The organism is gamma proteobacterium symbiont of Lampromicra miyakona, from assembly GCF_059730895.1.
The window spans coordinates 3881710-3908245 of sequence record NZ_AP035932.1 but is presented as its reverse complement, the minus strand read 5'-3'; the positions used below and the strand labels follow the sequence as shown (position 1 = coordinate 3908245).

24 protein-coding genes are annotated in these 26536 nt (G+C 58.9%); 17 read left to right on the top strand and 7 right to left on the bottom strand.

Annotated features, from left to right (window positions below; all coding sequences use genetic code 11):
* Positions 1-33: 33 nt before the first annotated feature.
* Entirely contained in the window at positions 34-1374 is a 1341-nt protein-coding gene (gene glpT, locus AC6I8P_RS18375; RefSeq protein WP_021506959.1) for a glycerol-3-phosphate transporter, read from the bottom strand.
* Positions 1375-1778: 404 nt separating this feature from the next.
* On the opposite strand from glpT, the gene AC6I8P_RS18370 reads away from it, so the two are divergent.
* The gene (locus tag AC6I8P_RS18370; protein ID WP_421040096.1) at positions 1779-2657 is read left to right on the top strand and encodes a carboxylate/amino acid/amine transporter; all 879 of its coding nucleotides are present in this window, start codon (positions 1779-1781) and stop codon (positions 2655-2657) included.
* Here the strand turns inward: AC6I8P_RS18370 and AC6I8P_RS18365 are convergent.
* Together AC6I8P_RS18365 and metR are read right to left on the bottom strand one after the other, a co-directional pair.
* The gene (locus AC6I8P_RS18365; protein WP_021506956.1) at positions 2654-3136 is read right to left on the bottom strand and encodes a YehS family protein; all 483 of its coding nucleotides are present in this window, start codon (positions 3134-3136) and stop codon (positions 2654-2656) included. The genes AC6I8P_RS18370 and AC6I8P_RS18365 overlap by 4 nt on opposite strands.
* A 90-nt stretch (positions 3137-3226) precedes the next feature.
* Complete coding sequence (gene metR / locus AC6I8P_RS18360; protein ID WP_021506955.1) at positions 3227-4159, bottom strand: HTH-type transcriptional regulator MetR; 933 nt, start codon at positions 4157-4159, stop codon at positions 3227-3229.
* 226 nt (positions 4160-4385) lie between these two features.
* Here metR and metE point away from each other — a divergent pair, with 226 nt between their 5' ends.
* Positions 4386-6656: a 5-methyltetrahydropteroyltriglutamate--homocysteine S-methyltransferase gene (metE, locus tag AC6I8P_RS18355; protein ID WP_125310331.1), complete on the top strand. Its 2271-nt coding sequence runs from the start codon at positions 4386-4388 to the stop codon at positions 6654-6656.
* Positions 6657-6708: 52 nt separating this feature from the next.
* Here the strand turns inward: metE and AC6I8P_RS18350 are convergent, their stop codons facing one another.
* Entirely contained in the window at positions 6709-7548 is an 840-nt protein-coding gene (locus AC6I8P_RS18350; RefSeq protein WP_021506953.1) for a dienelactone hydrolase family protein, read from the bottom strand.
* Positions 7549-7849: 301 nt separating this feature from the next.
* Here AC6I8P_RS18350 and udp point away from each other — a divergent pair, with 301 nt between their 5' ends.
* The 10 genes from udp to tatD all read left to right on the top strand — a co-directional run bounded on the left by udp (position 7850) and on the right by tatD (position 17236).
* The gene (gene udp, locus AC6I8P_RS18345) at positions 7850-8611 is read left to right on the top strand and encodes a uridine phosphorylase (RefSeq protein WP_241798936.1); all 762 of its coding nucleotides are present in this window, start codon (positions 7850-7852) and stop codon (positions 8609-8611) included.
* Between the two features lie 100 nt (positions 8612-8711).
* Complete coding sequence (locus AC6I8P_RS18340; RefSeq protein WP_031279608.1) at positions 8712-9983, top strand: tetratricopeptide repeat protein; 1272 nt, start codon at positions 8712-8714, stop codon at positions 9981-9983.
* 117 nt (positions 9984-10100) lie between these two features.
* Complete coding sequence (rmuC, locus tag AC6I8P_RS18335) at positions 10101-11612, top strand: DNA recombination protein RmuC (RefSeq protein WP_021506950.1); 1512 nt, start codon at positions 10101-10103, stop codon at positions 11610-11612.
* 75 nt (positions 11613-11687) lie between these two features.
* Positions 11688-12446, top strand: coding sequence for a bifunctional demethylmenaquinone methyltransferase/2-methoxy-6-polyprenyl-1,4-benzoquinol methylase UbiE (ubiE, locus tag AC6I8P_RS18330; protein ID WP_021506949.1), 759 nt, complete (start codon positions 11688-11690; stop codon positions 12444-12446).
* Positions 12447-12452: 6 nt separating this feature from the next.
* Positions 12453-13058 (top strand): ubiquinone biosynthesis protein UbiJ, encoded by a 606-nt coding sequence (gene ubiJ, locus AC6I8P_RS18325; protein WP_058771077.1) that lies wholly within the window; start codon positions 12453-12455, stop codon positions 13056-13058.
* Positions 13055-14692: a ubiquinone biosynthesis regulatory protein kinase UbiB gene (gene ubiB, locus AC6I8P_RS18320; protein ID WP_021506947.1), complete on the top strand. Its 1638-nt coding sequence runs from the start codon at positions 13055-13057 to the stop codon at positions 14690-14692. Before ubiJ ends, ubiB begins: the two co-directional genes overlap by 4 nt.
* 110 nt (positions 14693-14802) lie before the next feature.
* Positions 14803-15045: a Sec-independent protein translocase subunit TatA gene (gene tatA, locus AC6I8P_RS18315; protein ID WP_166712307.1), complete on the top strand. Its 243-nt coding sequence runs from the start codon at positions 14803-14805 to the stop codon at positions 15043-15045.
* A gap of 9 nt (positions 15046-15054) precedes the next feature.
* A complete protein-coding gene (gene tatB / locus AC6I8P_RS18310; protein WP_021506946.1) occupies positions 15055-15582 on the top strand; it encodes a Sec-independent protein translocase protein TatB in 528 nt (175 codons plus the stop codon).
* A 2-nt stretch (positions 15583-15584) separates the two neighbouring features.
* Positions 15585-16346: a Sec-independent protein translocase subunit TatC gene (gene tatC, locus AC6I8P_RS18305; protein ID WP_021506945.1), complete on the top strand. Its 762-nt coding sequence runs from the start codon at positions 15585-15587 to the stop codon at positions 16344-16346.
* A 107-nt stretch (positions 16347-16453) separates the two neighbouring features.
* Positions 16454-17236: a 3'-5' ssDNA/RNA exonuclease TatD gene (gene tatD / locus AC6I8P_RS18300; protein ID WP_058758125.1), complete on the top strand. Its 783-nt coding sequence runs from the start codon at positions 16454-16456 to the stop codon at positions 17234-17236.
* Here the strand turns inward: tatD and rfaH are convergent.
* Entirely contained in the window at positions 17233-17721 is a 489-nt protein-coding gene (rfaH, locus tag AC6I8P_RS18295; protein ID WP_031279607.1) for a transcription/translation regulatory transformer protein RfaH, read from the bottom strand. The genes tatD and rfaH overlap by 4 nt on opposite strands.
* A gap of 209 nt (positions 17722-17930) precedes the next feature.
* Here rfaH and pepE point away from each other — a divergent pair, with 209 nt between their 5' ends.
* The 3 genes from pepE to fre all read left to right on the top strand — a co-directional run bounded on the left by pepE (position 17931) and on the right by fre (position 20953).
* On the top strand, positions 17931-18662 hold the full coding sequence (gene pepE, locus AC6I8P_RS18290; RefSeq protein ID WP_275026857.1) for a dipeptidase PepE: 732 nt from the start codon (positions 17931-17933) through the stop codon (positions 18660-18662).
* A 73-nt stretch (positions 18663-18735) separates the two neighbouring features.
* Positions 18736-20220, top strand: a complete 1485-nt coding sequence (ubiD, locus tag AC6I8P_RS18285; protein ID WP_498030857.1) for a 4-hydroxy-3-polyprenylbenzoate decarboxylase — start codon at positions 18736-18738, stop codon at positions 20218-20220.
* A gap of 31 nt (positions 20221-20251) precedes the next feature.
* Complete coding sequence (gene fre, locus AC6I8P_RS18280; RefSeq protein ID WP_021506940.1) at positions 20252-20953, top strand: NAD(P)H-flavin reductase; 702 nt, start codon at positions 20252-20254, stop codon at positions 20951-20953.
* Between the two features lie 88 nt (positions 20954-21041).
* Here the strand turns inward: fre and fadA are convergent, their stop codons facing one another.
* Both fadA and fadB read right to left on the bottom strand, forming a co-directional pair.
* On the bottom strand, positions 21042-22205 hold the full coding sequence (gene fadA / locus AC6I8P_RS18275) for an acetyl-CoA C-acyltransferase FadA (protein ID WP_031279606.1): 1164 nt from the start codon (positions 22203-22205) through the stop codon (positions 21042-21044).
* Between the two features lie 10 nt (positions 22206-22215).
* A complete protein-coding gene (fadB, locus tag AC6I8P_RS18270) occupies positions 22216-24399 on the bottom strand; it encodes a fatty acid oxidation complex subunit alpha FadB (RefSeq protein WP_498030856.1) in 2184 nt (727 codons plus the stop codon).
* Positions 24400-24584: 185 nt separating this feature from the next.
* On the opposite strand from fadB, the gene pepQ reads away from it, so the two are divergent.
* The gene (gene pepQ, locus AC6I8P_RS18265; RefSeq protein ID WP_498030855.1) at positions 24585-25916 is read left to right on the top strand and encodes a Xaa-Pro dipeptidase; all 1332 of its coding nucleotides are present in this window, start codon (positions 24585-24587) and stop codon (positions 25914-25916) included.
* Positions 25916-26533: an IMPACT family protein gene (locus AC6I8P_RS18260; protein WP_211727054.1), complete on the top strand. Its 618-nt coding sequence runs from the start codon at positions 25916-25918 to the stop codon at positions 26531-26533. The genes pepQ and AC6I8P_RS18260 overlap by 1 nt, the downstream gene beginning before the upstream one ends.
* The last annotated feature ends 3 nt before the right edge of the window (positions 26534-26536 follow it).

Below are 26536 nucleotides of genomic sequence, written 5' to 3'. Positions count from 1 at the left end.
TAAAACGGGCCGGTATGCACCGGCCCGCTCAGATTATGCCTGCTGCTGCTTGTGGCGATGCTCGCTGACCATGGTCAGCAGCAGTAACACCACCGCCAGCACCGATCCGACAATCATCACTAAGAAACCGCCGTCCCAGCCGAAGAAATCCACGGTGTAACCGACAATCGCACTGGCCGCCACCGATCCGCCGAGATAGCCGAACAGACCGGTAAAGCCTGCCGCAGTGCCGGCCGCTTTTTTCGGTGCCAGCTCCAGCGCGTGCAGACCAATCAGCATCACCGGACCGTAGATCAGGAAGCCAATGACGATCATGCAGATCATATCTATGCCCGGATTGCCCGGCGGGTTCAGCCAGTAAATGATGGTGGCGATGGTCACCAGCGTCATGAAAAACACCCCGGTGGCACCGCGATTGCCGCGGAATACCTTGTCCGACATCCAGCCGCACAGCAGCGTGCCCGGAATCCCGGCGTATTCGTACAGGAAATAGGCCCACGAGGATTTATCCAGCGTGAAGTGCTTCACCTCTTTCAGATAGGTTGGTGACCAGTCGAGGATGCCGTAGCGCAGCAGATAAACGAACACGTTGGCCAGCGCGATGTACCACAGCAGCTTATTCGGCAGCACGTACTGCATGAAAATCTGCTTCGCCGTCAGCTCCTGTTCGTGGTTCTCGCTGTAATCCGGCGGATAGTCATTCTTCCATGCCTCAATCGGCGGCAGACCGCACGACTGCGGCGTATCGCGCATCAGCGCAAAAGCGATGATGGCGACGAGGATGGCACCAAACGCCGGCATATAGAGCGCGGCTTTCCAGTCGTTAAACCACGCCATGCCGAGCAGGAACAGCAGCGGAGGAATGCCGCCACCCACGTTGTGCGCGCAGTTCCATACCGACACAATGCCGCCGCGCTCTTTTTGCGACCACCAGTGCACCATGGTGCGTCCGCACGGTGGCCAGCCCATGCCCTGGAACCAGCCACACAGAAACAGCAGCACGAACATCACCATGATGCTCGAGGTTGCCCACGGCACGAAGCCCATCACCAGCATCACTGCGGCGGCGAGAATCAGGCCGGCGGGCAAAAAGACCCGCGGGTTGGAGCGATCCGAGACCGATCCCATGATGAATTTGGAAAAACCGTAGGCGATGGAGATGCCGGAGAGGGCAAAGCCAAGGTCGCCGCGGGAAAAGCCCTGTTCGACCAGGTAAGGCATCGCCAGCGCAAAGTTTTTGCGCACCAGATAATAGGCGGCGTAGCCAAAGAAAATGCCGAAGAAGATCTGCCAGCGCAGACGACGATAGAGCGGATCGACGCGATCGTCCGCCACCTGGGGCTGGTGTGGTGCAGGTTTAAAAATACTCAACATCAGAATGGCCCTCCAAGGGCGCAATATAGTTATCGATTCCCAGCAGGTTGGGGCAAAAAAAGTACGACAGCGAACAGAAAGCAACCTTTCCATTTCGCGCACAGAATAGTGATGGTTACGCGCAGTTACTGTGACGTGTGACACATATGTTACAGTTTTATGACAATAAAGAGCGATATAAACCAGTAAATGTTGGATTTCGCGCATTTGTGTCAGAGAAAACGGCGCGCTGCCTCATAAAAATCGCCGCCCATCGGTCAACCCGCCATGCGAACACGTGCCTGCTGACCGGGCAGCGAAGATGCGATCGTGTTTAATTTCATCACATGTCAACCAGATTATCCCGCCAGCGCGCTGTAGTTTGTTTACACTAGCGCCAGTGTTGAACTTTAGGATGCATAACCGTGCTGTTGCTGATCGTTACCACCATTCTGTGGGCTTTTTCTTTTAGTTTAATCGGGGAGTATCTGGCGGGGCAGGTGGATACCTGGTTCTCGGTGCTGATGCGTTTAGGCCTGGCGGCGCTGGTCTTTCTGCCGTTTCTGCGCTGGCGCGGTTACCGCGCTTCAACGTTGCTGCTCTATATTCTGGTGGGCATGCTGCAATTAGGCATCATGTATCTGATCAGCTTCGAGGCTTATCTCTATCTCAGCGTGCCGGAATTCCTGCTGTTTACGGTGATGACGCCGCTGTATGTCACGCTGATTTATGACCTGCTCAGCAAGCGCCCGCTGCGCATTGGCTATGCCTTTAGCGCGCTGCTGGCGGTGCTCGGTGCGGCCATTATCCGCTACGACAAAGTCAGCGATGATTTCTGGTTCGGACTGCTGCTGGTGCAGGCGGCTAACATTTGCTTTGCGATTGGCATGGTGGGCTATAAGCGCCTGCAGGAAGTGCGCCCGATGCCGCAGCACACCGCGTTCTCGTGGTTCTATCTCGGCGCAGTGCTGATCGCGGTGATCGCCTGGTGCATCTGGGGCAATCCGCACAAGCTGCCGACCACCACGCTGCAGTGGGGCGTGCTGGTGTGGCTGGGCGTGGTCGCGTCCGGGCTGGGTTACTTCATGTGGAACTACGGCGCGACCCAGGTCGATGCCGGGACGCTGGGCATTATGAACAATATGCACGTGCCGGCAGGATTACTGGTTAACCTGGCGATCTGGCAGGAGAAGCCGCACTGGCCGAGCTTTATCGCCGGGGCGATAGTGATTTTTGCTTCCCTGTACGTGCATAAACGCTGGGTACTGGGACACACGGCCAAAAGCGGCGATTCAGGCGCTTAGCTTTTTTTCGCGGGTGTCGATGGCCGCTGAATCAGCGTTAAGCCTTTCAGGAAGTTACGCAGAATCTGGTCACCGCACTCGCGATAATTTTTATGATCCGGGTTACGGAAAATCGCACCGATCTCAGCCTGTGACACCTTGAAGTTAGCCTTCAATAAGATATCCGGGATATCGGTGGTTTTCAGCGCGAAGGCGATGCGTAACTTCTTGAGAAAGATATTATTGTTCATGCGGCGCTCAACCGACGGGGCCGGTGCGTCTTCGCTTTTGCCGCGACGGTAGAAAATCAGACCGTTGAGGAAGTAACCCATCAGCACATCCGGCAGTTTACGAAACGCCTCATCGTCATCTTTCTTCAGCCACGCCTGCACATCTTCACGCGGTACTTCACTGCCCGCCAGCGCAAAAATCTCCACCACTTTGCTGTCGCTCAAATCCAGCATATAGCGCACGCTGCGCAGCACATCGTTATTGGTCATGGTGAAACTCTCCGGTAGCGGTTAAGGCGGCGCATTATAGAGCAGGCAGGGCAGGGATAACAGCACGGGCGACATTGGCCGCCCGCGGCATCAGGACGAGACCGGCTGCAGGGAGCCGGGGCGCGAGGCATCGCGCACGTAAGGCAGGTGCTCGCAAGCGTGCTGACGGGCAAAGCGCACAAAGGCCTCCAGCACCGGCTGCCGCTGCTCGCCGTCGCGCATCGCCGCGTATAAACGGCTCCACAATCCGTCGCCCAGCGTGCGCGTCACCACCAGCCCCTGGTGCTCAAAGCTCTCTACCACCCAGTGCGGCAGCGCGGCAATGCCCATGCCGGCCGACACCATCTGGATCAGCAATAGCGTATTATCCACGCTCTTCAGCGCCGGGCTGACGCCGGCTGGCTGTAAGAAGTTACGCCACACGTCCAGCCGCTGACGCTGTACCGGATAGATCATCAGCACCTCATCGGCCAAATCTTCCGGCGTGATGTGGGCCAGCTGCGCCAGACGGTGATCCGGCGCCAGCACCAGCCGCACCTCAAAATCAAACATCGGCGCATAGAACAAACCGCTGCGCGGCAGAATATCGGACGTCAGCACCACGTCCAGTTCGCCCTGCTGCAGCGCCGGCTGCGGATCAAAGGTCACGCCGGATTTGAAGTCCATCACTACCTGCGGCCAGCTCTGACGGAAATTGTTCAGGGCCGGCGTCAGCCACTGGATGCAGCTGTGGCATTCGATAGCGATGCGCAACGTGGTCTGATGCGGCTCATGACAGGCCTGCAGCGCCTGCTGGATCTGCGGCAGAATCTGCTCCGCCAGCTGCAACAGAATCTCTCCCTGCGGCGTAAAACGGAGCGGCTGGCTCTTACGCACGAACAGCCGGAAGCCCAGCCGCTGTTCCAGGTCGCTGAACTGGTGAGACAACGCCGATTGCGTCTGATGAAGCTGGGCGGCGGCGGCAGCCAGCGAGCCGGTGTGCCGTAACGCCTGCAGCGTCCGCAGGTGTTTGAGTTCGATCATGAGAGTCCTTCACATCGAGATTGAACAAATTGCGCTTGAGACACATACAGTACCCGCAGATTATAGCGGTGTAAACATCTGGACGGCTAAACATCTCAGGCAGACGCGACGGCCACTTTACCTTTGTCCAGCTAACACGCTCAGCGCACGGCAGGATTGCCCGCTGGATGAACGTAAATCGGTTGCTGCGACTGTCGCACAGCGAACAACTTCTGGAGAATCTCACATGACCATTCTGAACCATACTCTCGGTTTCCCTCGCGTCGGACTGCGCCGCGAACTGAAAAAAGCGCAGGAAAGCTACTGGGCCGGGAACAGCTCACAGGACGAACTGCTGGCGGTGGGTCGTGAACTGCGCGCCCGTCACTGGCAGCAGCAGAAAGACGCCGGTGTTGATCTGCTGCCGGTCGGCGATTTTGCCTGGTACGATCACGTACTGACCACCAGTCTGCTGCTCGGTAACGTACCGGCACGGCACCAGAATAAAGACGGCTCGATTGACCTCGACACCCTGTTCCGCATCGGCCGCGGTCGGGCGCCCAGCGGCGAACCTGCGGCGGCAGCAGAGATGACCAAATGGTTTAACACCAACTATCACTATATCGTGCCGGAATTTACCCAGGGTCAGCAGTTCCGTCTCAGCTGGACGCAGCTGCTGGACGAGGTGGATGAAGCGCTGGCGCTCGGCCACACCATCAAACCGGTGCTGCTGGGGCCGGTGACCTATTTGTGGCTGGGTAAGGTGAAAGGTGACGCCTTTGACCGCCTGTCGCTGCTGCAGGCCATTCTGCCGGTGTACCGTCAGGTGCTGGCAGAACTGCGTCAGCGCGGCATCGAATGGGTGCAGATTGATGAGCCGGCGCTGGCGCTGGAGCTGCCGCAGGCGTGGCGCGAGGCGTTTAAACCGGCGTACGACGCGCTACAGGGCGAAGTGAAACTGCTGCTGACCACCTACTTCGACAGCATTGGTCAGAATCTTGATGTCATCAAAACGCTGCCGGTGCAGGGCCTGCATGTTGATCTGGTGCACGGCAAAGACGATCTCCAGCAGCTCAACCAGCAGATCCCGGCGGACTGGCTGCTGTCGCTGGGGGTAATCAATGGTCGTAACGTCTGGCGCGCCGATCTCACCCGCTGGTTTGAGCGCCTGCAGCCGCTGACCGGCCAGCGTCAGCAGCTGTGGATCGGTTCCTCCTGTTCGCTGCTGCACAGCCCCATTGATCTGAGCGTGGAAACCCGCCTCGACGACGAGGTAAAAAGCTGGTTCGCCTTTGCGTTACAGAAGTGTACGGAGCTGTCGCTGCTGAGTCAGGCGCTGAACCAGCACGATGCCGCTGCGCTGCACGCCTGGAGCGCGCCGATTCGCGCCCGGGCAAACTCTGCTCGCGTGCACAACCCCGCCGTGGCGCAGCGTCTGGCGCAAATCCAGGCCAGAGACACTGAGCGCAACAGCAGCTACACCGTGCGTGCTCAGGCGCAGCGTCAGCGCTTTAACCTGCCAGCGTGGCCCACCACTACCATCGGTTCTTTCCCGCAGACGACCGAGATTCGCGGCCTGCGCCTCGACTTCAAAAAAGGCAACATTGACGGCGGCCACTACCGCACCGGTATCGCGGAACACATCCGGCAGGCGATTGCGGAGCAGGAGCGTCTGGGGCTTGATGTGCTGGTGCACGGCGAAGCCGAGCGTAACGACATGGTGGAGTACTTCGGCGAAAACCTCGACGGCTTTGTTTTCACGCAGAACGGCTGGGTACAGAGCTACGGCTCGCGCTGTGTTAAGCCGCCGGTGATCATCGGGGACGTCAGCCGCCCGCAGCCGATCACCGTCGAGTGGGCAAAGTATGCGCAGTCGCTGACCGACAAACCGGTGAAGGGCATGCTGACCGGACCGGTCACCATCCTGTGCTGGTCGTTCCCGCGGGAGGACGTGACGCGCGAAACCATCGCAAAACAGATTGCGCTGGCGCTGCGCGACGAAGTGCAGGACCTGGAAAAAGCCGGTATCGGCATCATTCAGATTGACGAACCGGCGCTGCGTGAAGGCTTGCCGCTGCATCAGTCTGACTGGGCAGCCTACCTGCGCTGGGCGGTGGACGCGTTCCGCCTCAACGCTGCGGTGGCGCAGGACGAGACGCAGATTCACACCCACATGTGTTATTGCGAGTTCAACGACATCATGGATTCGATTGCCGCGCTGGACGCCGACGTGATCACTATCGAAACCTCACGTTCTGATATGGATCTGCTGGATGCGTTTAAAGCGTTTGAGTATCCGAACGAAATCGGGCCGGGCGTGTATGACATCCACTCACCCAACGTACCGAGCGTGGAATGGATGGAAGATCTGCTGCGCAAAGCGGCGCAGAGTATTCCGCAGCAGCGTCTGTGGGTGAACCCGGACTGCGGCCTGAAAACGCGTGGCTGGAGTGAAACGCGTCAGGCGCTGGCCAACATGGTGAAAGCGGCGCAGAAGCTGCGCGCCGAAACCGTTTGATGGCAGGATAATACGTTGTGTTGTTGAGTTGGGGCGCGCTGGCGCCCCTTTTTTATTCTGCGTTCGGCGCGACGCCATACTGCTTAAACCACGCCAGCATGCGCTGCCAGCCATCCTGTGCGGAATCGGCGTGGTAGCTCGGACGATAGTCGGCGTTGAAGGCGTGACCAGCTTCCGGATACACCACAATCTCGGCTTTGGCATTGGCCGCGTGCAGGGCCTGGCGCATCTTATCGATACTCTCCAGTGGAATGCTTTCATCCTGGCCACCGTACAGTCCCAGCACCGGTGCATTCAAATCCACTGCAATATCAATAGGATGTTTCTGCTGCTTCAGCGTTTTCTCGCCCTCCAGGCGACCGTACCAGGCGGCGGCGGCGCGCACCTGCGGATTATGGGCGGCAAACAACCAGCTGATGCGACCGCCCCAGCAGAAACCGGTGATCGCCAGACGACGGATATCGCCGCCGTGGCGCGCCGCCCAGTTGGCCACGTGGTCGAGATCCGACAGTACCTGCGAATCCGGCACTTTGCTCACCAGCTCTTTGAACAGGGTAGGGATATCGTTGTAATCGTTGGGATCGCCTTCGCGGAAATAGAGCTCCGGCGCCACGGCGAGATAGCCTTCCAGTGCCAGACGGCGGCACAGATCGCGGATGTGCTCGTGCACGCCGAAAATTTCCTGCACCACCAGCACGACCGGCAGCGTGCCGCTAAACTGTTGCGGACGAGCATAATAAGCCGGCAGGTTCTCACCCTGGCTCGGCACGGACGTCTCGCCCGCGTGAATGGCATCGCTGGCGGTAATGATGGTGCTGGCTGCGGTGGGCTGCACCGCTGGCGCAAAGCCGTCGGTGGCGGATTTTTGTGCCATATTGTCTTCGGTTTTCATGGTTCTCTCCGTGCTAGCAAGTGCGCAATCACGTAACTATAGCCTGGCCTTACGGCAAGGCTGGCGTAGGGTACGGGGGATGGTTAACCTGATCTGCTTCTCTATTAACACTGCCTTTTACGGTTACACAGCACCGCTTGTAGCAATTCAGCGCAGCAGACCGCTAATATGTGATTAGAGTCACACAATATATTTAGTTCAATGTAACTTTCATTATTGATAGTGAATTCAGTCACATATTTATCCGGGCCGCTGACGTAAAGTGGCGCGCTTATTCCCCCTTATCTTCCAGGAGTCTGATATGGCCCAGTCTGACGTTTTCCACCTTGGCATCACCAAAGCCGATTTGAAAGGAGCCACGCTGGCGATTGTTCCTGGCGATCCGGAGCGCGTGAAGAAAATCGCAGCGCTGATGGAGAATCCACAGCACCTCGCGTCGCATCGTGAATTCACCACCTGGCTGGCGGAGATCGACGGCAAAGCGGTGGTCGTCTGTTCCACCGGCATCGGCGGTCCGTCCACCTCTATCGCCGTTGAAGAGCTGGCGCAGCTGGGCGTGCGTACCTTCCTGCGTGTGGGTACCACCGGCGCGATTCAGCCACACATCAACGTGGGTGATGTGCTGGTGACCACCGCCTCGGTCCGTCTGGACGGTGCCAGCCTGCACTTTGCGCCGATGGAATTCCCGGCGGTGGCTGATTTCGCCTGCACCACCGCGCTGGTGGCCGCGGCAGAAGCCTGCGGTGCGACCACGCATATTGGTGTCACTGCCTCGTCAGACACCTTCTATCCTGGCCAGGAGCGCTACGACACCTTCTCCGGACGCGTAGTGAGCCGCTTCCAGGGCTCGATGAAAGAGTGGCAGCAAATGGGCGTACTTAACTATGAAATGGAATCCGCTACACTGTTAACCATGTGCGCCAGTCAGGGACTGCGTGCCGGCATGGTGGCTGGCGTCATCGTGAATCGCACGCAAAAAGAGATCCCGGATGCGGCCACTATGAAGCAGACAGAAAGCGATGCGGTGAAAATTGTGGTGGATGCCGCGCGTCGCTTACTTTAGCGCGCCAGTCAGGGAATGATTTCGAGACCAGGCTTATAGGGAGCTCAGCAATTGCCTGATTAGAATGCGCGCAATTTCAGCCGATTCTGAGAAATTTCCTATGCGCAAAACGATCTCTGTCCCACGTCCGGGTTTTACCAGCCGCCCTGCTGCAATGCAGGCCCGCGTTGAGAGTGCCGCCGCGCGGTTTCGTCAGGCAATGGCCGCGTCAGATTATCCTCTGGCGCGCCAGTGCTGCGAAGAAGTGCTGCGCGTCATGCCTAACCAGATGCAGGTGCTCAGCGACTACGCGCTGACGCTGATGCGCGTCGGCGAACATAAAAAATCCTACAAGATTTACCAGAAAATCTATCAGGCACCGGCGGCGCAGCGCGCGCAGGCGTCGGAAACCTGGCTGGATGGCCTGACGGAAGTGTGTGGCTGGCTGGATAAGACAGATGAAGTGGCGCGTTATGGACTGGAATCGCTCACCCAATCTGACATGCGTTTCAGTCAGGGCGCGAAAGCGACTTTTCCCGCACCGGCGCCTGCGCCGATTAACCGCAGCAATCCGGCAGAAAATATCATCTCCTTCAGCCTGTATGGCGGTCAGCCGCGCTATTGCGAAACCCTGATTAAAAACGTTGAGGTGGCGCGCGAGCTCTATCCGGACTGGATGTGCCGCATCTATCTCGACGATAGTGTGCCGCAGCACGTGTGGCAGCGCCTGACCCAGCCAAACACCCAGCTGGTTGATATGTCGCAGGAGAAAACCATTTTCCCTACGCTGTGGCGCTTTCTGGTGATGGACGATGCCAGCGTAAAACGCTACATCGTACGGGATGCGGATTCGCTGCTGTCAGAGCGCGAAGTAGCGGCCGTCGACGCCTGGCTGGCTTCGCCATTCTGGTTCCACCACATGCGCGATTATTACTCGCACACCGAGCTGTTACTGGCCGGTATGTGGGGCGGCTGTCACGGCGTGTTTCACAACGTAGAGCAGCAGATGCGCGACTTTATCGCGCAGTATGACGGCAGCGAGCGCTTTACCGACCAGTACTTCCTCAAGGTAGCGCTGTGGCCGACGGTGCGCGACAGCATCCTCAATCACGACGATATCTTTCACTTCCACCACGCGCAGCCGTGGCCGGCGCATGCGCCGATTCGCTGGCAGACCGACAGCTTCCACGTCGGCAGCAATGCCGGTTTCGCCAGCATGGCCGGCAAAGTGGCCAACGCCGAAAATGGCCAGCAGCAGGTGGAGCTGACTTACGGCGGCAACAGCTGGTGCTATCCGGCGAAGGTGAAAAGCGACAGCGAATGGGTGCTGCCGATGCCGTTTTTCCTGATTGACGCCTGGAAAGCCGGCGACCTGACCGTACGCGCCCTGTAGTTGCCCGGACGGTGCCCATCGCGCCCGCGATAAAATCCGCGGGTTGCCATGAATGTTCTGGACATTCATACAGTGGCGCTCTACCTTCTCCTCAGCGAGACGATCCGCGGGGGGATTATGGATCAGCAACTTATCATCAGCGGCGCGCTGGCGCTGGCCGGTTTGGGCATTGGCTGGATTATTGCCCAGCTGCGCGCCGGCCATCAGCACGCCAGCTTCACCACCGAACGCCGCCTGCTGGAACAGGCGCAGCAGCGTCAGCAGCAGCAGCTGGAACAGCTGCAACAGCAACTGCAGCAGCGCGAACAGGAGCTGCGCCAGCTACACGGCACGCTAAGCGGCGCGCAGGAGCGCCTGCAGCAGCTGGATTACTGGCGGGCCGAGAGTGAACAGCTCAGCCGCGAGTTGCGTAATCAGCTGGAAGTTAACAGCGCGCAGGAAGCCGAACTGCGGGAAGTCACCATTCGATTAGAAGAGACGCGTTTCGCCGCTGAGGAGAAGCAGCGTCTGCTGACCAACAGCGAACAGCGCCTGAGTGCGCAGTTTGAAAACCTCGCCAACCGAATCTTCGAAAACAGCGGAAAACGCGTCGACGAGCAGAACCGGCAGAGCCTCAACAGCCTGATCGGCCCGCTGCGCGAACAGCTGGATGGCTTCCGTCGCCAGGTCAACGATAGCTTCGGCCAGGAAGCGCGTGAACGCCACACGCTGGCGCACGAAATTCGCCAGTTGCAGCAGCTCAACGCGCAGATGGCGCAGGAAGCGATCAACCTCACCAAAGCGCTGAAGGGCGACAATAAAATTCAGGGCAACTGGGGCGAAGTGGTGCTCAGCCGGGTGCTGGAGGCCTCAGGCCTGCGCGAAGGCTACGAGTACCAGACCCAGGTCAGTGTGCAGCTGGAGCAGCAGGGCCGTATGCAACCGGATGTGATTGTGCGTCTGCCGCAGGGTAAAGATGTGGTAATTGACGCCAAAATGACGCTGATTGCCTATGAGCGCTACTTCAACGCCGACGACGAGCTGACGCGCGAACAGGCGATTCAGGAGCACATCAACGCGGTGCGCGGCCATATCCGGCTACTGGGGCGTAAAGATTATCAACAATTGCCCGGTTTACGCTCGCTGGATTATGTGCTGATGTTTATTCCGGTCGAACCGGCGTTTCTGCTGGCGATCGATCGTCAGCCGGAGTTGATCAGCGAAGCGCTGCAGCAAAACATTATGCTGGTCAGCCCGACCACGCTGCTGGTGGCGCTGCGCACCATCAATAATCTGTGGCGCTATGAGCATCAGAGCCGTAATGCCCAGCGCATCGCCGACCGCGCTGCGCGCTTGTACGACAAGATGCGGCTGTTTGTCGATGACATGAGCGGCATCGGGCATAGCCTCGACAAAGCGCAGCAGAGTTATCAGCTGGCGATGAAAAAGCTGGCGCAGGGGCGCGGCAATCTGATCGCCCAGAGTGAGTCGTTTCGTGCGCTTGGCGTGGAGATCAAACGGCCCATCAACCCGCAACTGGCAGAGCAGGCGCAGCCCGACGCGGCGGATGATACATGGGCCGATGACAGCGAGCCCGCTGAAAATGCGGCAGATTCTTCCGCCGCTTCCCTGCGCCGCATCAACGAATAACACGCCGGTGGCGTGCTCGGATCGCCCGACTCTGATACACTTCGGGAAGTATTGTTTGTGGAACAGGTAAAACCGATGGCAGATGAATCACAGCAGGAAACTACCCATTTTGGCTTTCAGACCGTCGCCAAAAGTGAAAAGGCCGATAAAGTCGCGGACGTGTTTCACTCCGTCGCGGCGAAATATGACCTGATGAACGATCTGATGTCGTTCGGCATCCATCGCGTCTGGAAGCGTTTTACCATCGACAGCAGCGGCGTGCGCCGCGGTCAGCGCGTCCTGGATCTGGCCGGCGGTACCGGCGATCTGACGGCAAAATTCTCGCGCCTGGTCGGTGAAACCGGTCAGGTGGTGCTGGCGGACATCAACAGCTCAATGCTGAAGATGGGACGCGAAAAGCTGCGCAATCTCGGCGTAACCGGCAACGTCAGCTACGTGCAGGCTAACGCAGAAGCGCTGCCGTTCCCGGATAACTATTTCGACTGCATCACCATCTCCTTCGGCCTGCGTAACGTGACCGAAAAAGAGAAGGCGCTGGCGTCGATGTTCCGCGTGCTCAAGCCGGGCGGCCGTCTGCTGGTGCTGGAGTTCTCTAAACCGGTTTTCGATCCGCTGAGCAAAGCCTACGACACTTACTCTTTCCACATTCTGCCGCGCATCGGCCAGCTGGTGGCAAAAGACGCGGAGAGCTATCGCTACCTGGCGGAGTCGATTCGTATGCATCCGGATCAGGAAACCCTGAAGGCGATGATGAACGACGCTGGCTTTGAAAATACCAGCTACTACAACATGACCGGCGGCATTGTGGCGCTGCATCGTGGCTTTAAGTTCTGATTAATCATGACTTTTACCCCTCTCATCACCGGCGGTCTTGAGACCGCCCTGAACCGTGTGTTGTACCGCGATCGCAGCCTGAAAACCGCACGCCAGCGTCTGGCCGGCAAAGTCCTGCTGCTGCGCCTGCAGGAGCTGGATTTTCCGCTGGTGCTGGTGTTCAGTGAAAACCAGCTGGATGTGCTGAGTGACTGGCAGGACCGCAGCGACTGCAGCGTCAGCCTGCGTTTCAGCACGCTGCCTAAGCTGCGCGATCGTCAGCAGCTGACCAGCCTGATTCGCAGCGGTGAGCTGGACGTGGAAGGCGATCTGCAGGTGGTACAGCAATTCTCCGCGCTGATGGATCTGGCTGAACTCGACCCGGCCGAATATCTCGCGCCGTGGGTGGGCGACATTGCGGCACAGGGCATCAGCCAGGCCGCTCAGCGTGCGCTGGCCCAGCTCAAACAGCAGGTCACCCGCCGTCAGGATTATCTGGGGCAGGTGCTGACCGAAGAGTGGCGCGTGGCACCGGGGGCGCTGGAGCAGGCGTGGTTTTGTGAGGAGGTAGAAGCGATGGAACGTGCGCTTAATGCGTTTGAGGCGCGTTTGGCACAGCTGGAGGCGAAATGACGCTGGGAGAAATTCGGCGCTTATATTTCATTATCAAAGTTTTTCTGACCTACGGGCTGGATGAACTGATTCCGCATATGCGCATTACGCTGCCGCTGCGGCTGTGGCGGCGCTGTGTTTTCTGGATCCCCAACCGGCACAAAGAAGCCGAGATGGGCATCCGTCTGCGTCTGGCCATGGAGCAGCTCGGTCCGGTTTGGATCAAGTTCGGTCAGATGCTCTCGACGCGCCGCGACCTGTTCCCGCCGAAAATTGCCGATGAGCTGGCGATTTTGCAGGACCGCGTGGCGCCGTTCGACGGCGTGAAAGCCAAAGCTCAGATTGAGCGTTCGATTGGCGGCCCGGTGGAAACCTGGTTCGACGACTTCGATATCAAACCGCTGGCATCCGCTTCGATTGCCCAGGTGCATACCGCGACACTGAAATCCAACGGCCGCGAAGTGGTGATCAAAGTGATTCGCCCGGATATCCTGCCGGTGATCAAAGCTGACATGAAGCTGATTTACCGCCTGGCGCGCTGGGTGCCACGTCTGCTGCCGGACGGTCGCCGTCTGCGTCCGATGGAAGTGGTGCGCGACTACGAAAAAACGCTGATTGATGAACTCAATCTGCTGCGTGAAGCTGCCAATGCGATTCAGCTGCGCCGCAACTTTGACCAGAGCCGCATGCTGTACGTGCCGGAAGTGTTCTCCGACTACTGCAGCGAAACCATGCTGGTGATGGAGCGCATTTACGGCATTCCTATCTCCGACGTTGCCACGCTGGAGCAGCACGGCGTCAACATGAAGCTGCTGGCCGAACGCGGCGTGCAGGTGTTCTTCACCCAGGTGTTCCGCGACAGCTTCTTCCACGCCGATATGCATCCCGGCAACATCTTCGTCAGCTACGAGCATCCGGAAGATCCGCAGTATATCGGCATTGACTGCGGCATCGTTGGCTCGCTGAACAAAGAAGATAAGCGCTACCTGGCGGAAAATTTCATCGCCTTCTTCAACCGCGACTACCGCAAAGTGGCCGAGCTGCATGTCGACTCGGGCTGGGTACCGCCGGATACCAACGTGGAAGATTTTGAGTTCGCGATCCGCACCGTGTGCGAGCCGATTTTCGAAAAGCCGCTGGCGGAAATCTCCTTTGGTCACGTGCTGCTCAATCTGTTCAACACCGCGCGCCGTTTCAATATGGAAGTGCAGCCGCAGCTGGTGCTGCTGCAGAAGACCCTGCTGTACATCGAGGGCATCGGCCGTCAGCTCTATCCGCAGCTCGATCTGTGGAAAACCGCCAAGCCGTTCCTGGAGGACTGGATTAAGGATCAGATTGGCATTCCGGCCATCCTGCGGGCGGTGAAAGAGAAGGCGCCGTTCTGGGCGGAGAAACTGCCGGAGCTGCCGGAGCTTTTTTACGACAGTATGCGCCAGCACAAGTTATTGCAGCACAGTGTCGATAAACTCGTCACCGATTTAAACGCGCAGCGCACCCGGCATCATCAGGCACGTTATCTGTTTGGCGTCGGGGCTACACTGTTATTAAGTGGCACCGCGGTGCTGTTGAGCCGGCCTGACTGGGACTTCTTCCCGGCACTGTTAATGGCCGCCGGCATCGTCACCTGGCTCATCGGCTGGCGCAAGACAAACTGATTGTCTGCCTGGTGCAAATCGCGTAATGTCGCAGGCTTAAGTCCGGGTAAAAACGGACTTTCTGTGCGTTACAGTTAACCGTTTTTCACAGAATATTAGAGGCATATCTCATGGGCGGTATCAGTATTTGGCAATTGTTAATCATTGCCGTCATTGTTGTACTTCTGTTCGGTACCAATAAGCTTCGTAACCTGGGTTCGGATTTAGGCTCTTCCATTCGCGGCTTCAAAAAAGCCATGAGCGATGAAGACGATAAAAAGGATCAACCGAAAGAGCAGGACGCTGACTTCAACGCCAAACTGGCAGACAAACAGCACACCCCGGCGAGCAAAGACGACGCCCGGGACAAGTAAGGTAAAACTGTGTTCGATATTGGTTTTAGTGAACTGGTATTGGTGTTCGTGATCGGGCTGATTGTACTGGGCCCGCAGCGCTTACCGGTTGCGGTGAAAACCGTTGTTGGCTGGATCCGGGCCATTCGCTCGCTGGCTGCTAATGTGCAGAACGAACTGGCCCAGGAGCTGAAACTGCAGGAGCTGCAGGACAGCCTGAAAAAGGTCGAAGAGGCAGGACGTGGCACGCTGTCGCCGGAGCTGAAGCAATCCATGGAAGAGCTGCGTAAAACCGCGGACTCCATGAAGCGCTCGGTGCAGCAGAGCATCGATATCGAAAAAGCGGAAGATGAAGCCAACACCATTCATCAGCCGCCCGCTGCTGCGCCACAGCCCGCTGCCGCACCGCAGCCCGCTGAGCCGCACAGCGTTGTGACGCCGGCCAGCGCGGCGCATCAGGCCAGCGCCCCGGCGCAGGCGCCGCAGCCTGCACCAGCCACCAGCCACACCGATTCCGTCGCGCCTGCGACCACTCCTCCCGTAAAAGATGAACGATAAACATGGCCGTTGAAGATACCCAACCGCTCATCAGCCACCTGATTGAGCTGCGCAAGCGTCTGCTGAACTGCATCATCGCGGTGTTTGTTATCTTCCTGTGTCTGGTTTACTTCGCCAACGACATCTATCACGCGGTGGCAGCGCCGCTGATTAGCCAGATGCCCGCCGGTGCCAGCATGATCGCCACGGACGTGGCCTCACCGTTCTTTACGCCGATCAAACTGACCATCATTGTGTCGGTGTTTCTTGCGGTGCCGGTGATTCTTTATCAGGTCTGGGCGTTTGTCGCCCCCGCGCTGTATCGCCATGAGCGCCGCCTGGTGATGCCGCTGCTGTTCTCCAGTACGCTGCTGTTTTACGTCGGCGTGGCCTTTGCCTACTTCATTGTGTTCCCGCTGGCATTTGGCTTCTTCGCCAAAACCGCGCCGCAGGGCGTCACCATCGCCACGGACATCACCAACTACCTCGACTTTGTCATGACGCTGTTCATGGCGTTTGGCGTGGCGTTTGAGGTACCGATTGCCATCGTGCTGCTGTGCTGGACCGGCATTACCAGCCCGGACGATCTGAAAAAGAAACGGCCGTATATTCTGGTCGGCGCGTTTGTGGTTGGGATGTTGCTCACACCGCCGGACGTTTTCTCGCAAACTTTGCTCGCTATTCCGATGTACTGCCTGTTTGAAGTCGGCGTATTCTTCTCCCGCTACTATGTGGGTAAAGGACGTCAGGCGGCAGACGATGAGGAACAGAACCCCGACGCCTGATGTCTTTTATGCAGGGCATCCCGCTGATGGGGTGATGATGAATCTTAACCGCCCGCCTGCCGGGCGGTTTTTCTATCCGTCGCTTTAAGACGGAATGGGGAGCAAACATGTTTGATATCGGTGTAAACCTGACCAGCACGCAATTCGCAAAAGATCGCGATCAGGTGGTAAAACGCGCGCGCGAAGCAGGCGTCACCGGCCTGTTAATTACCGGCACCAATGCCCTGGAGAGCCAGCAGGCGCGTCAGCTGGCGACCCGGCACGCGGGCTACTGCTGGTCGACCGCCGGCGTGCACCCGCATCATGCCAGCGAGTGGTCGGCGGAAACCGCCAGTACGCTGCGCCGCCTGGCTGACAGCGAGCAGGTGGTCGCGATTGGTGAATGCGGGCTCGACTTCAACCGGAACCTTTCCGCGCACGAGCAGCAGGAGTACGCGTTTGATGCGCAGCTCCAGCTGGCGGCGGAACTGCAGCTGCCGGTGTTTTTACACTGTCGTGAGGCACATGAACGTTTTCTGGCGGTGCTGCAGCCGTGGCTGCCGAAACTGGTGGGCGCGGTGGTGCACTGTTTTACCGGCACGCGTGACGAGCTGGAAGCCTGCCTGGCGCTGGGCTTATCGGTGGGCATTACCGGCTGGGTGTGCGATGAACGGCGCGGAATGGCGCTGCGTGACATGCTGCCGCTGATTCCGGCAGATCGTCTGCTGCTGGAGACGGACGCGCCCTATCTGCTGCCGCGCGATATGCGTCCGCGTCCGACCTCGCGCCGTAACGAACCCTGCTTTCTGCCGCATATCGTTCAGCAGGTGGCGCACTGGCGTGGTGAACAGCCAGACGCACTGGCGGCACGCGTCGACCACAATGCACGTCAGCTATTCAGGCTGGCTTAAACCTTACGGAACTGCTTGTTGTCCACGCTGCGCATCACCTGTTTATTCAGCAGGTTAAGCAGCAGGATTGAGCGGGTTTCACCATCGGGCTCGGCAAAGATAGCGCGCAGCCCTTCAAAGGTGCCGTCGGTGATCAGCACTTCATCACCGACCTGCGGCGTTTCCGGATCCAGCAGGATCTGCGGCGCATCGGTTTGCAGCGCTTCGATCACTTCATACGGCACCGTCGCGGGCATGGCGCCAAAGCGCACAAAGTGGCTGACGCCGCGCGTGCTGCTGATGGTGGTGGTGTGAATCGCTTCCGGATCGAATTCGATAAACAGATAGTTGGGAAACAGCGGCTCACTCACGGTGGTGCGTTTGCCGCGCACAATCTTCTCCAGAGCGATCATCGGGCTGAGGCAATTCACCTCCTGCCGCTCAAGATGCTCCTTCGCGCGCAACAGCTGACCACGTTTGCAATAGAGTAAGTACCAGGATTCCATAACTGCTCCCAAATAATGGACGCTAAGAATAACAAACCTGTTGTCAGAGTTATAGCGCATCGGCGGCCGGAAACCCGGTCACAGAAGAAAAATCTCTACGAATTTTCCGATTGGTGCGGCGAACTAACGCTTTTCAGCAAGAAAATTGACGTCTGGCGATCATCTGTATCAGACTGCCAACCCATTAGACGAAGAAAAAGGACGGGCTGATGGAACTGTTTTTACTGAGCAATGGCAAAGTGGCCGACGATGCGCCGCTGCTGAGCTATGCGCATCCGCAGCTGCACGCGATGATTGCCCAGCGCGGCATCACCTCGGCGGTGCTGGTGCCCTACGCCATTATTCGTGACGATCACGCCCAGCGTGCGCAGGCGTTGTCTCAGTCACTGGGCATTCCGGTGCGCACGTTACACGAGTTCGAGACACCGGTTGCGGCCATTGAGCAGGCGGAGCTGATTCTGGTGAGCGGCGGCAATACCTGGCTGCTGAACCAGATGCTGCACGAGCAGGGGCTGATCGTGGCGATTCAGCGCGCAGTGCGCGAGCGCGACGTCCCTTACGTTGGCTGGAGCGCGGGCTGCAACGTGGCGACACCGTCGATTCGCACCACCAATGATATGCCGGTACGCAGCAGCGTGGTGCTGCCTGCGCTGGGGCTGTTCCCGGTGCAAATCAATCCTCACTATCTTGATGCGCACGTCAGCGGCCATATGGGCGAAACCCGTGATGAGCGTCTGGCCGAATTCTGCGCGGTGAATCCGCAGGAGTCGGTGATTGCGCTGCGTGAAGCCAGCTTCCTGCACGTCAGTGAGAACCGTCTGCGCTACTACAGCGCGCGCGGTGAAGATTTCAAAGTGTTCCGTCACGGTGAAGCGATTGCCGCTTATCACGATGTGCTGGCCCTGCAGTCGCTGGTGCCGTTTTCCTGTCAGCCCGCCTGACGCAGAAACTCAAACACGCTGGCGTGAACAAACTTATAATGACGCTTCACTCTGGCCGGAAGACTAACGCCGCATGAAATATCAGGATTTACGAGACTTTCTCGCGCTGCTGGAACAGCGCGGCGAGTTAAAGCGCATCACTCAGGAGATCGATCCTGTCCTCGAGATGACCGAAATCGCCGACCGCACGCTGCGGGCCGGTGGCCCGGCGCTGCTGTTCGAAAACCCGAAGGGCTACAGCATGCCGGTGCTGTGCAACCTGTTTGGCACGCCGAGGCGCGTAGCAATGGGTATGGGCCAGGAAGAGGTCAGCGCGCTGCGCGAAGTGGGTAAGCTGCTGGCGTTTCTGAAAGAGCCGGAGCCGCCGAAGGGGTTCCGCGATCTGTTCGATAAGATGCCGCAGTTCAAACAGGTGCTGAACATGCCGACCAAACGGCTGCGTAATGCGCCGTGTCAGGAAGAGATTTTCAGCGGTGACGAGGTCGACCTGGCGCGCATCCCGGTCATGAAATGCTGGCCGGGCGATGCGGCGCCGCTGATTACCTGGGGATTAACCGTCTCGCGCGGACCGCACAAAGAGCGGCAGAACCTCGGCATTTATCGTCAGCAGGTGATTGGTAAAAATCGGGTGATCATGCGCTGGCTGTCGCATCGCGGTGGCGCGCTGGATTTCCAGGAGTGGTGCAAAGCGCATCCCGGTGAACGCTTCCCGGTGGCGGTAGCGCTGGGCGCCGATCCGGCCACCATTCTTGGCGCGGTGACGCCGGTGCCGGATACGCTATCGGAATATGCGTTTGCCGGTCTGCTGCGCGGCAACAAAACCGAGGTGGTGAAGTGCGTTTCGAACGATCTGGAAGTGCCGGCCAGCGCCGAAATCGTGCTGGAAGGCTACATCGAACCGGGCGACATGGCGCCGGAAGGGCCGTACGGCGATCACACCGGCTACTACAATGAAGTAGACAGCTTCCCGGTATTTACCGTGACGCACGTGACCCAGCGGCGCAACCCGATTTATCACTCCACCTACACCGGCCGTCCGCCGGACGAGCCTGCGGTGCTGGGTGTGGCGCTGAACGAAGTGCTGGTGCCGATTCTGATCAAACAGTTCCCGGAGATTGTGGATTTCTATCTGCCGCCGGAAGGCTGCTCTTATCGCCTCGCGGTAGTGACGATTAAAAAACAGTATGCCGGTCACGCCAAGCGCGTGATGTTCGGCGTGTGGTCGTTCCTGCGCCAGTTTATGTACACCAAGTTTGTGATTGTGTGTGACGATGACGTCAACGCGCGTGACTGGAACGACGTGATTTGGGCCATCACCACGCGGATGGATCCGGCGCGTGATACGGTACTGGTAGAAAACACGCCAATTGACTATCTCGACTTCGCTTCGCCGGTTTCCGGACTTGGCTCGAAGATGGGACTGGATGCCACCAACAAGTGGCCGGGTGAAACCCAGCGTGAATGGGGGACGCCGATTGTGAAAGATCCTGCGGTTACGGCGCGTATTGATGCAATCTGGGATGAGTTAGCGATCTTTGCCGAGCCGCCGCAGCGCTGATGGCGGCTGAGAACCATAAAAAAGGGCACCTATGACGACGTTAAGCTGCAAAGTGACTTCGGTTGAAGCAATTACGGACACGGTTTACCGCGTGCGGTTAATTCCGGCGGCGGATTTTAGCTTCCGCGCCGGCCAGTATCTGATGGTGGTGATGGATGAGCGCGACAAGCGCCCATTTTCGCTGGCATCGACGCCAATGGAAAAGGACATCATTGAGCTGCACATTGGTGCCTCAGAACTGAACCTGTACGCCATGGCGGTGATGGATCGCATCAAAAACGATCGGCAGATCACCGTAGATATGCCGCACGGCGACGCCTGGCTGCGTGAAGACAGCGCGCGGCCGATTGTGCTGATTGCCGGCGGCACCGGCTTCTCCTATGCGCGTTCGATTCTGCTGACCGCGCTGGCGCAGCAGCCGGATCGCGACATCGCTATCTACTGGGGCGGCCGCGAGCTGAGACATCTGTACGATCTGGATGAGCTCAATGCGCTGGCGGTGAAGCATCCGAACCTGAAAGTGATTCCGGTGGTGGAACAACCGGCGGAGGACTGGCAGGGGCGCAGCGGCACGGTGCTGACCGCGGTGATGCAGGACTATGCCAGCCTGAGCGGACACGATATCTATATTGCTGGCCGGTTTGAGATGGCAAAAATTGCCCGCGAGCGCTTCTGTGCCGAACGTGGTGCGTTAGAAGCGCAGATGTATGGCGATGCGTTTGCCTTTATCTGATGCGTGACACGGTGCGCATGCACGTGCCGCTGCAAAAAAAAGCCCGCCCGGTTGGGCGGGAACACGTGCAAGTGTAGTGGTCAACGTATTAAACCCGTTCGAATACCGTCGCGATGCCCTGGCCTAAGCCAATGCACATGGTTGCCAGACCAAACTGTGCATCGCGACGCTCCATCAGATTCAGCAACGTCGTGCTGATACGAGCGCCGGAACATCCCAGCGGATGCCCGAGTGCGATTGCGCCGCCGTTAAGGTTCACTTTCTCATCCAGCTGCTCCAGCAGCCCTAAATCTTTCAGGCACGGCAGCGTCTGCGCGGCGAAGGCTTCATTGAGCTCGAACAGATCGATATCCTGCACGCTCAGCCCGGCGCGCTTCAGCGCCAGCTTACTGGCCGGTACCGGACCGTAACCCATGATCGACGGATCGCAGCCAACCACCGCCATGCTGCGGATGCGTGCGCGCGGCGACAGCCCCAGTTCGCGCGCGCGGCTTTCGCTCATGATCAGCATGGCGGCCGCGCCGTCGGACAGCGCCGACGAACTGCCGGCGGTAACCGTGCCGTTGACCGGATCGAACGCCGGACGCAGCGCGGCTAAGCCTTCAAGGCTGGTGTCTTCGCGAATCACTTCATCGCTGTCATAGCGTTTCAGCACGCCATCGGCATCGTGGCCGTAGGTCGGCACGATTTCGCGTTTGAAATCACCGCGCTGAGTGGCGGCCGCAGCGCGCTGGTGTGAACGCAGCGCGAAGGCATCCTGCTGTTCACGGCTGATGTGGTGCATGCGCGCCAGCATCTCGGCGGTCAGCCCCATCATGCCCGCCGCTTTCGCCACGGTGCGCCCCAGGCCGGGATGAAAATCCACGCCGTGGTTCATCGGTACGTGGCCCATATGTTCCACGCCGCCAATCAGACAGCTGTGGGCATCGCCGACCATAATCGCGCGCGCCGCATCGTGCAGCGCCTGCATGGACGAGCCGCACAGGCGATTGACGGTGCTGGCCGGCACGCGATGCGGGATCTCCGCCAGCAGCGCGGCGTTGCGGGCGATATTAAAGCCCTGTTCCAGCGTCTGCTGCACGCAGCCCCAGATAATGTCATCCAGCGCGGCGGCATCGACGGCCGGATTGCGGCTGAGGAGTTCGCGCATCAGATGGGCGGAGAGATCCTCGGCGCGCACCTGGCGAAAGGCGCCGCCTTTGGAACGGCCCATCGGCGTGCGCACGGCATCAACAATCACTACGTTTTCCATGTTCATTACCTCAGGCAGTTTGCAGCGCCGCTGCGTCAATCGGTTGGGCGACGGGATACCAGCTCTGATGCTGGTGGGCTTTCTGAACCAGCAGCTCAGGCAGCGCGTACAGTGGGCCGAGCGCGAGGTAGCGTTTAGCCTGATCGACGACATTGCTGATGCCCAGCGTGTCCATATAGCGGAACGCGCCACCGCGGAACGGCGGGAAGCCTAAGCCATACACCAGCGCCATATCCGCCTCGGCGGGGGAAGCGATGATGTTTTCTTCGAGGCAGCGCACCACTTCGTTGAGCATCGGCAGCATCATGCGGTTGGCGATCTCTTCATCGCTGAATACCCGCTTCGGTTCACATACCGGCTCCAGCAGCGCATCGACATCTGCATCGGCGCGCTTCTGCGCTTTGCCTTTTTTATCCTGTTCCCAGCGGTAAAAGCCCTGGCCATTTTTCTGGCCGTAGCGTTTGGTTTCGAACAGCACATCAATGGCATCGCGGTAATCTTTCTGCATCCGCGACGGGAAGCCCTGCGCCATCACCTGTTGTGCATGATGCGCGGTATCAATGCCCACCACGTCCAGCAGCCACGCCGGCCCCATTGGCCAGCCAAAATGCTTCTCCATCACTTTATCGATCTGGCGGAAGTCCGCGCCGTCGCGCAGTAGCAGGCTGAAGGCGGCAAAGTAGGGGAACAGTACGCGGTTCACAAAGAAGCCGGGGCAGTCATTCACCACAATCGGCGTTTTGCCCATCTTGCTGGCCCACGCCACCACTTTACTGATGGTGGCTTCAGAAGTTTGCGCACCGCGAATCACTTCGACCAGCGGCATACGCGGCACCGGATTGAAGAAGTGCATGCCGCAGAAATTTTGCGGACGCTGCAGCGCCTGCGCCAGCTGGCTGATTGGAATGGTGGAGGTATTCGAGGCCAGCACGGCATCATCCCGCAGCTGCTGCTCGGTTTCAGCCAGCACTTTGGCTTTGATTTGCGGGTTCTCGACCACCGCTTCGACCACCACATCGGCGCGATCAAAGCCGCTGTAATCCAGCGTCGGCTGAATGCTCGCCAGCACGCTCGCCAGCCTGGTACCGTCGATTTTGCCGCGCTCCAGCTGCTTATTAAGCAGCTTGCTGGCTTCATTCATGCCCAGCGTCAGCGCCTGCGGATTAATATCTTTCATCTTCACCGGCACGCCTTTCCAGGCCGACTGCCAGGCGATCCCGCCGCCCATGATGCCTGCGCCCAGTACCGCCGCCTGCTCTGGCGTGCCGGCCGCGCTGCTGTGTTTCTTCGCCAGGCCTTTTACGTACTGGTCATTGAGGAAGATGCCGACCAGCGCGCGTGCCACATCGCTCTGCGCCAGCGGCACAAAAGCAGCGGTTTCCAGCTTCAGCGCATCATCACGACCTAAGCCCGCTGCCGCTTCGATGGTTCGCACCGCGGCGATCGGCGCCGGATAGTGTTTGCCGGCGGTTTGCTGCACCATGCTTTTGGCGAGGGTAAAACTCATCGCGGCTTCAATCGGACTGAGCTTAAGCGGTGCCAGCTTCGGCGCACGACGCGCCTGCCAGCTGCCCTGGGCTATGGCATCCTGCAGCATGGTCAGCGCCGCGCTGCGCAGCTTCTCGCTGCTGACCACCGCATCCACCAGACCGAGCTTCAGCGCGCTCGCGCCATCAATATCTTTACCGGCGGCGATGATCTCCAGCGCGCTATCGGCACCGAGCAGGCGCGGCAGACGCACGCTGCCGCCGAAGCCCGGCATAATGCCGAGTTTGGTTTCCGGCAGGCCAATGCGCGCGGTGGGCGTGGCCACGCGGAAGTCGGTCGCCAGCACACACTCGCAGCCCCCGCCCAGCGCGTAGCCGTCGATGGCGGCGATGGTTGGCACCGGCAAATCTTCCAGACGATTAAAGATGCTGTTAGCGAATGTCAGCCACTGGCTAAGCTGCTCAGCGGGCGCATCAAACAGCGACAGGAATTCTGTGATATCCGCCCCGACAATAAACGCCGGTTTGGCGGAAGAGAGCAGCAGGCCGCGCAGCGTGCTTTGCTGCTCCAGTACGCTCAGCGCCTCGCCTAAGGCGGCGACGGTTTTGGTATCAAGTTTGTTCACCGAACCGGGCGCATCAAAAACCAGCTCGGCGATGCCATCGTCAAGCCAGTGCACTGAAAGGGTATCGCCTTGGTAGAGCATGTCCGTCTCCTGAAACGCGAAAGGTGATCTGGTCATACCAGATGATCAGGAGTGTGGGTGTCATGTTAATTTTTTGCAAACGAGAGTTTGCTTATTTGATACGGCGATCACAGCGCGCGCAGCACGGCATCCCCCGCGCGGCTGTGCTACACTGCCGCCACTTTCGCGACATCGGAGACAAGTCCATGGATTCACTGAAAACCCTGTATCACGCGCATATCTCAACGCTGCAGCAGCGTGCGCAACAGGTGCTGGCGCGCTTTAAGCTGGACGCCATGCTGATTCATTCAGGCGAGTTGCTGACCGTTTTTCTTGACGATCATACCTATCCGTTCAAGGTGAATCCGCAGTTTAAAGCCTGGGTGCCGGTGACGCAGGTGCCCAACTGCTGGCTATGGATCGATGGCGTGAATAAACCCAAACTGTGGTTCTACTCGCCGGTCGATTACTGGCACAACGTCGAGCCACTGCCGGACAGCTTCTGGACCCAGGATGTCGAGGTCATCGGCCTGAAAAACGCTGACGATATCGCTCAGCTGTTGCCGGCACAGCGCGACAATGTGGCCTATATCGGCCCGGTGCCGTCCCGCGCTACCCAACTGGGCATCAGCAGTGAAGGAATCAATCCTCAGGGTGTCATCGACTTCCTGCATTATCATCGCAGCATCAAAACGGATTATGAGCTGGCCTGTATGCGCGAAGCGCAGAAGCTGGCGGTGGCAGGCCACCGCGCAGCGAAAGAGGCGTTCTTCTCCGGCATGAGCGAGTTTGATATCAATCTCGCCTATCTGACCGCCACCGGCCACCGTGACATTGATGTACCGTATGGCAATATCATCGCGCTGAATGAACATGCTGCGGTGCTGCACTACACCCGGCTTGACCATCAGCCGCCGGCGAAACGTCACAGCTTCCTGATAGATGCCGGCGCAGAGTATCTTGGCTATGCGGCAGACCTGACGCGCAGCTACGCGGCGCAGAGCAAAACGCGCTACGCGGAAATGGTTGCTGCGATGAATAAAGAAGAGCTGGCGCTGATCGCCACGCTGAAAGCCGGCGTGCGCTATACCGATTACCATCTGCAAATGCATCAGCGCATCGCGCGTCTGCTGCTGAAGTTTGAACTGGTGCAGGGGCTGAGCGAAGAGACGCTGGTGGCGGAAAACCTCACCGGACCGTTTATGCCGCACGGCCTCGGCCATCCGCTGGGCCTGCAGGTGCACGACGTTGCCGGGTTTATGCAGGACGACAGCGGCACGCATCTGGCGGCGCCATCGCAGTATCCTTATCTGCGCTGTACGCGGGTGCTGCAGCCGGGCATGGTGCTGACCATTGAACCGGGCTTCTATATTATCGATTCACTGCTGTCGCCGCTGCGCAGCGGTAAGTTTAGTCAGCACTTTGACTGGCAGGCGATTGATGCCCTGAAGCCGTACGGGGGCATTCGTATTGAGGATAATGTGGTGATTCACGCCAGCCGCATCGAAAACATGACGCGTGACTTGCATCTGGCCTGATGGACGCTTACGACATTCCCGCTGAGGCCGTCAGTCTCAGCGAGGAGACCATCAAAAAGAGCCGCTTTATTACCCTGCTGGCGCATACCGATGGGGTGGCCGCTGCGCGCGCCTTTGTGCAGCAGGTAAAGCACGAACACCCGACCGCGCGGCATCACTGCTGGGCCTGGGTGGCGGGCGCGCCCGATGATTCACAACAGCTGGGGTTTTCTGACGATGGCGAACCCTCCGGCACGGCCGGTAAGCCGATGCTGGCGCAGCTGATGGGCAGCGGCGTGGGCGAGATCACCGCCGTGGTGGTGCGCTATTATGGCGGTATCATGCTGGGCACCGGCGGGCTGGTAAAAGCCTACGGTGGCGGCGTGCAGCAGGGGCTGAAGCTGCTGGCGCGCCAGCGCAAAGTGCCGATGCAACGTTTTACCCTGCAGTGTGACTATGCGCAACTGAGCGATATAGAGCGCCTGCTGCAGCGTTTTGACGGCAGCCTTGAACAGAGCCATTATCAGGATCGCATTACGCTACGTCTGGCGTTGCCCCATCCGCAGATTGATGGCTTCAGGCAAAACCTTTCTGATTACAGCCGGGGCGCTTTGGCGCTGATCCCGCTGGACAACTAACCG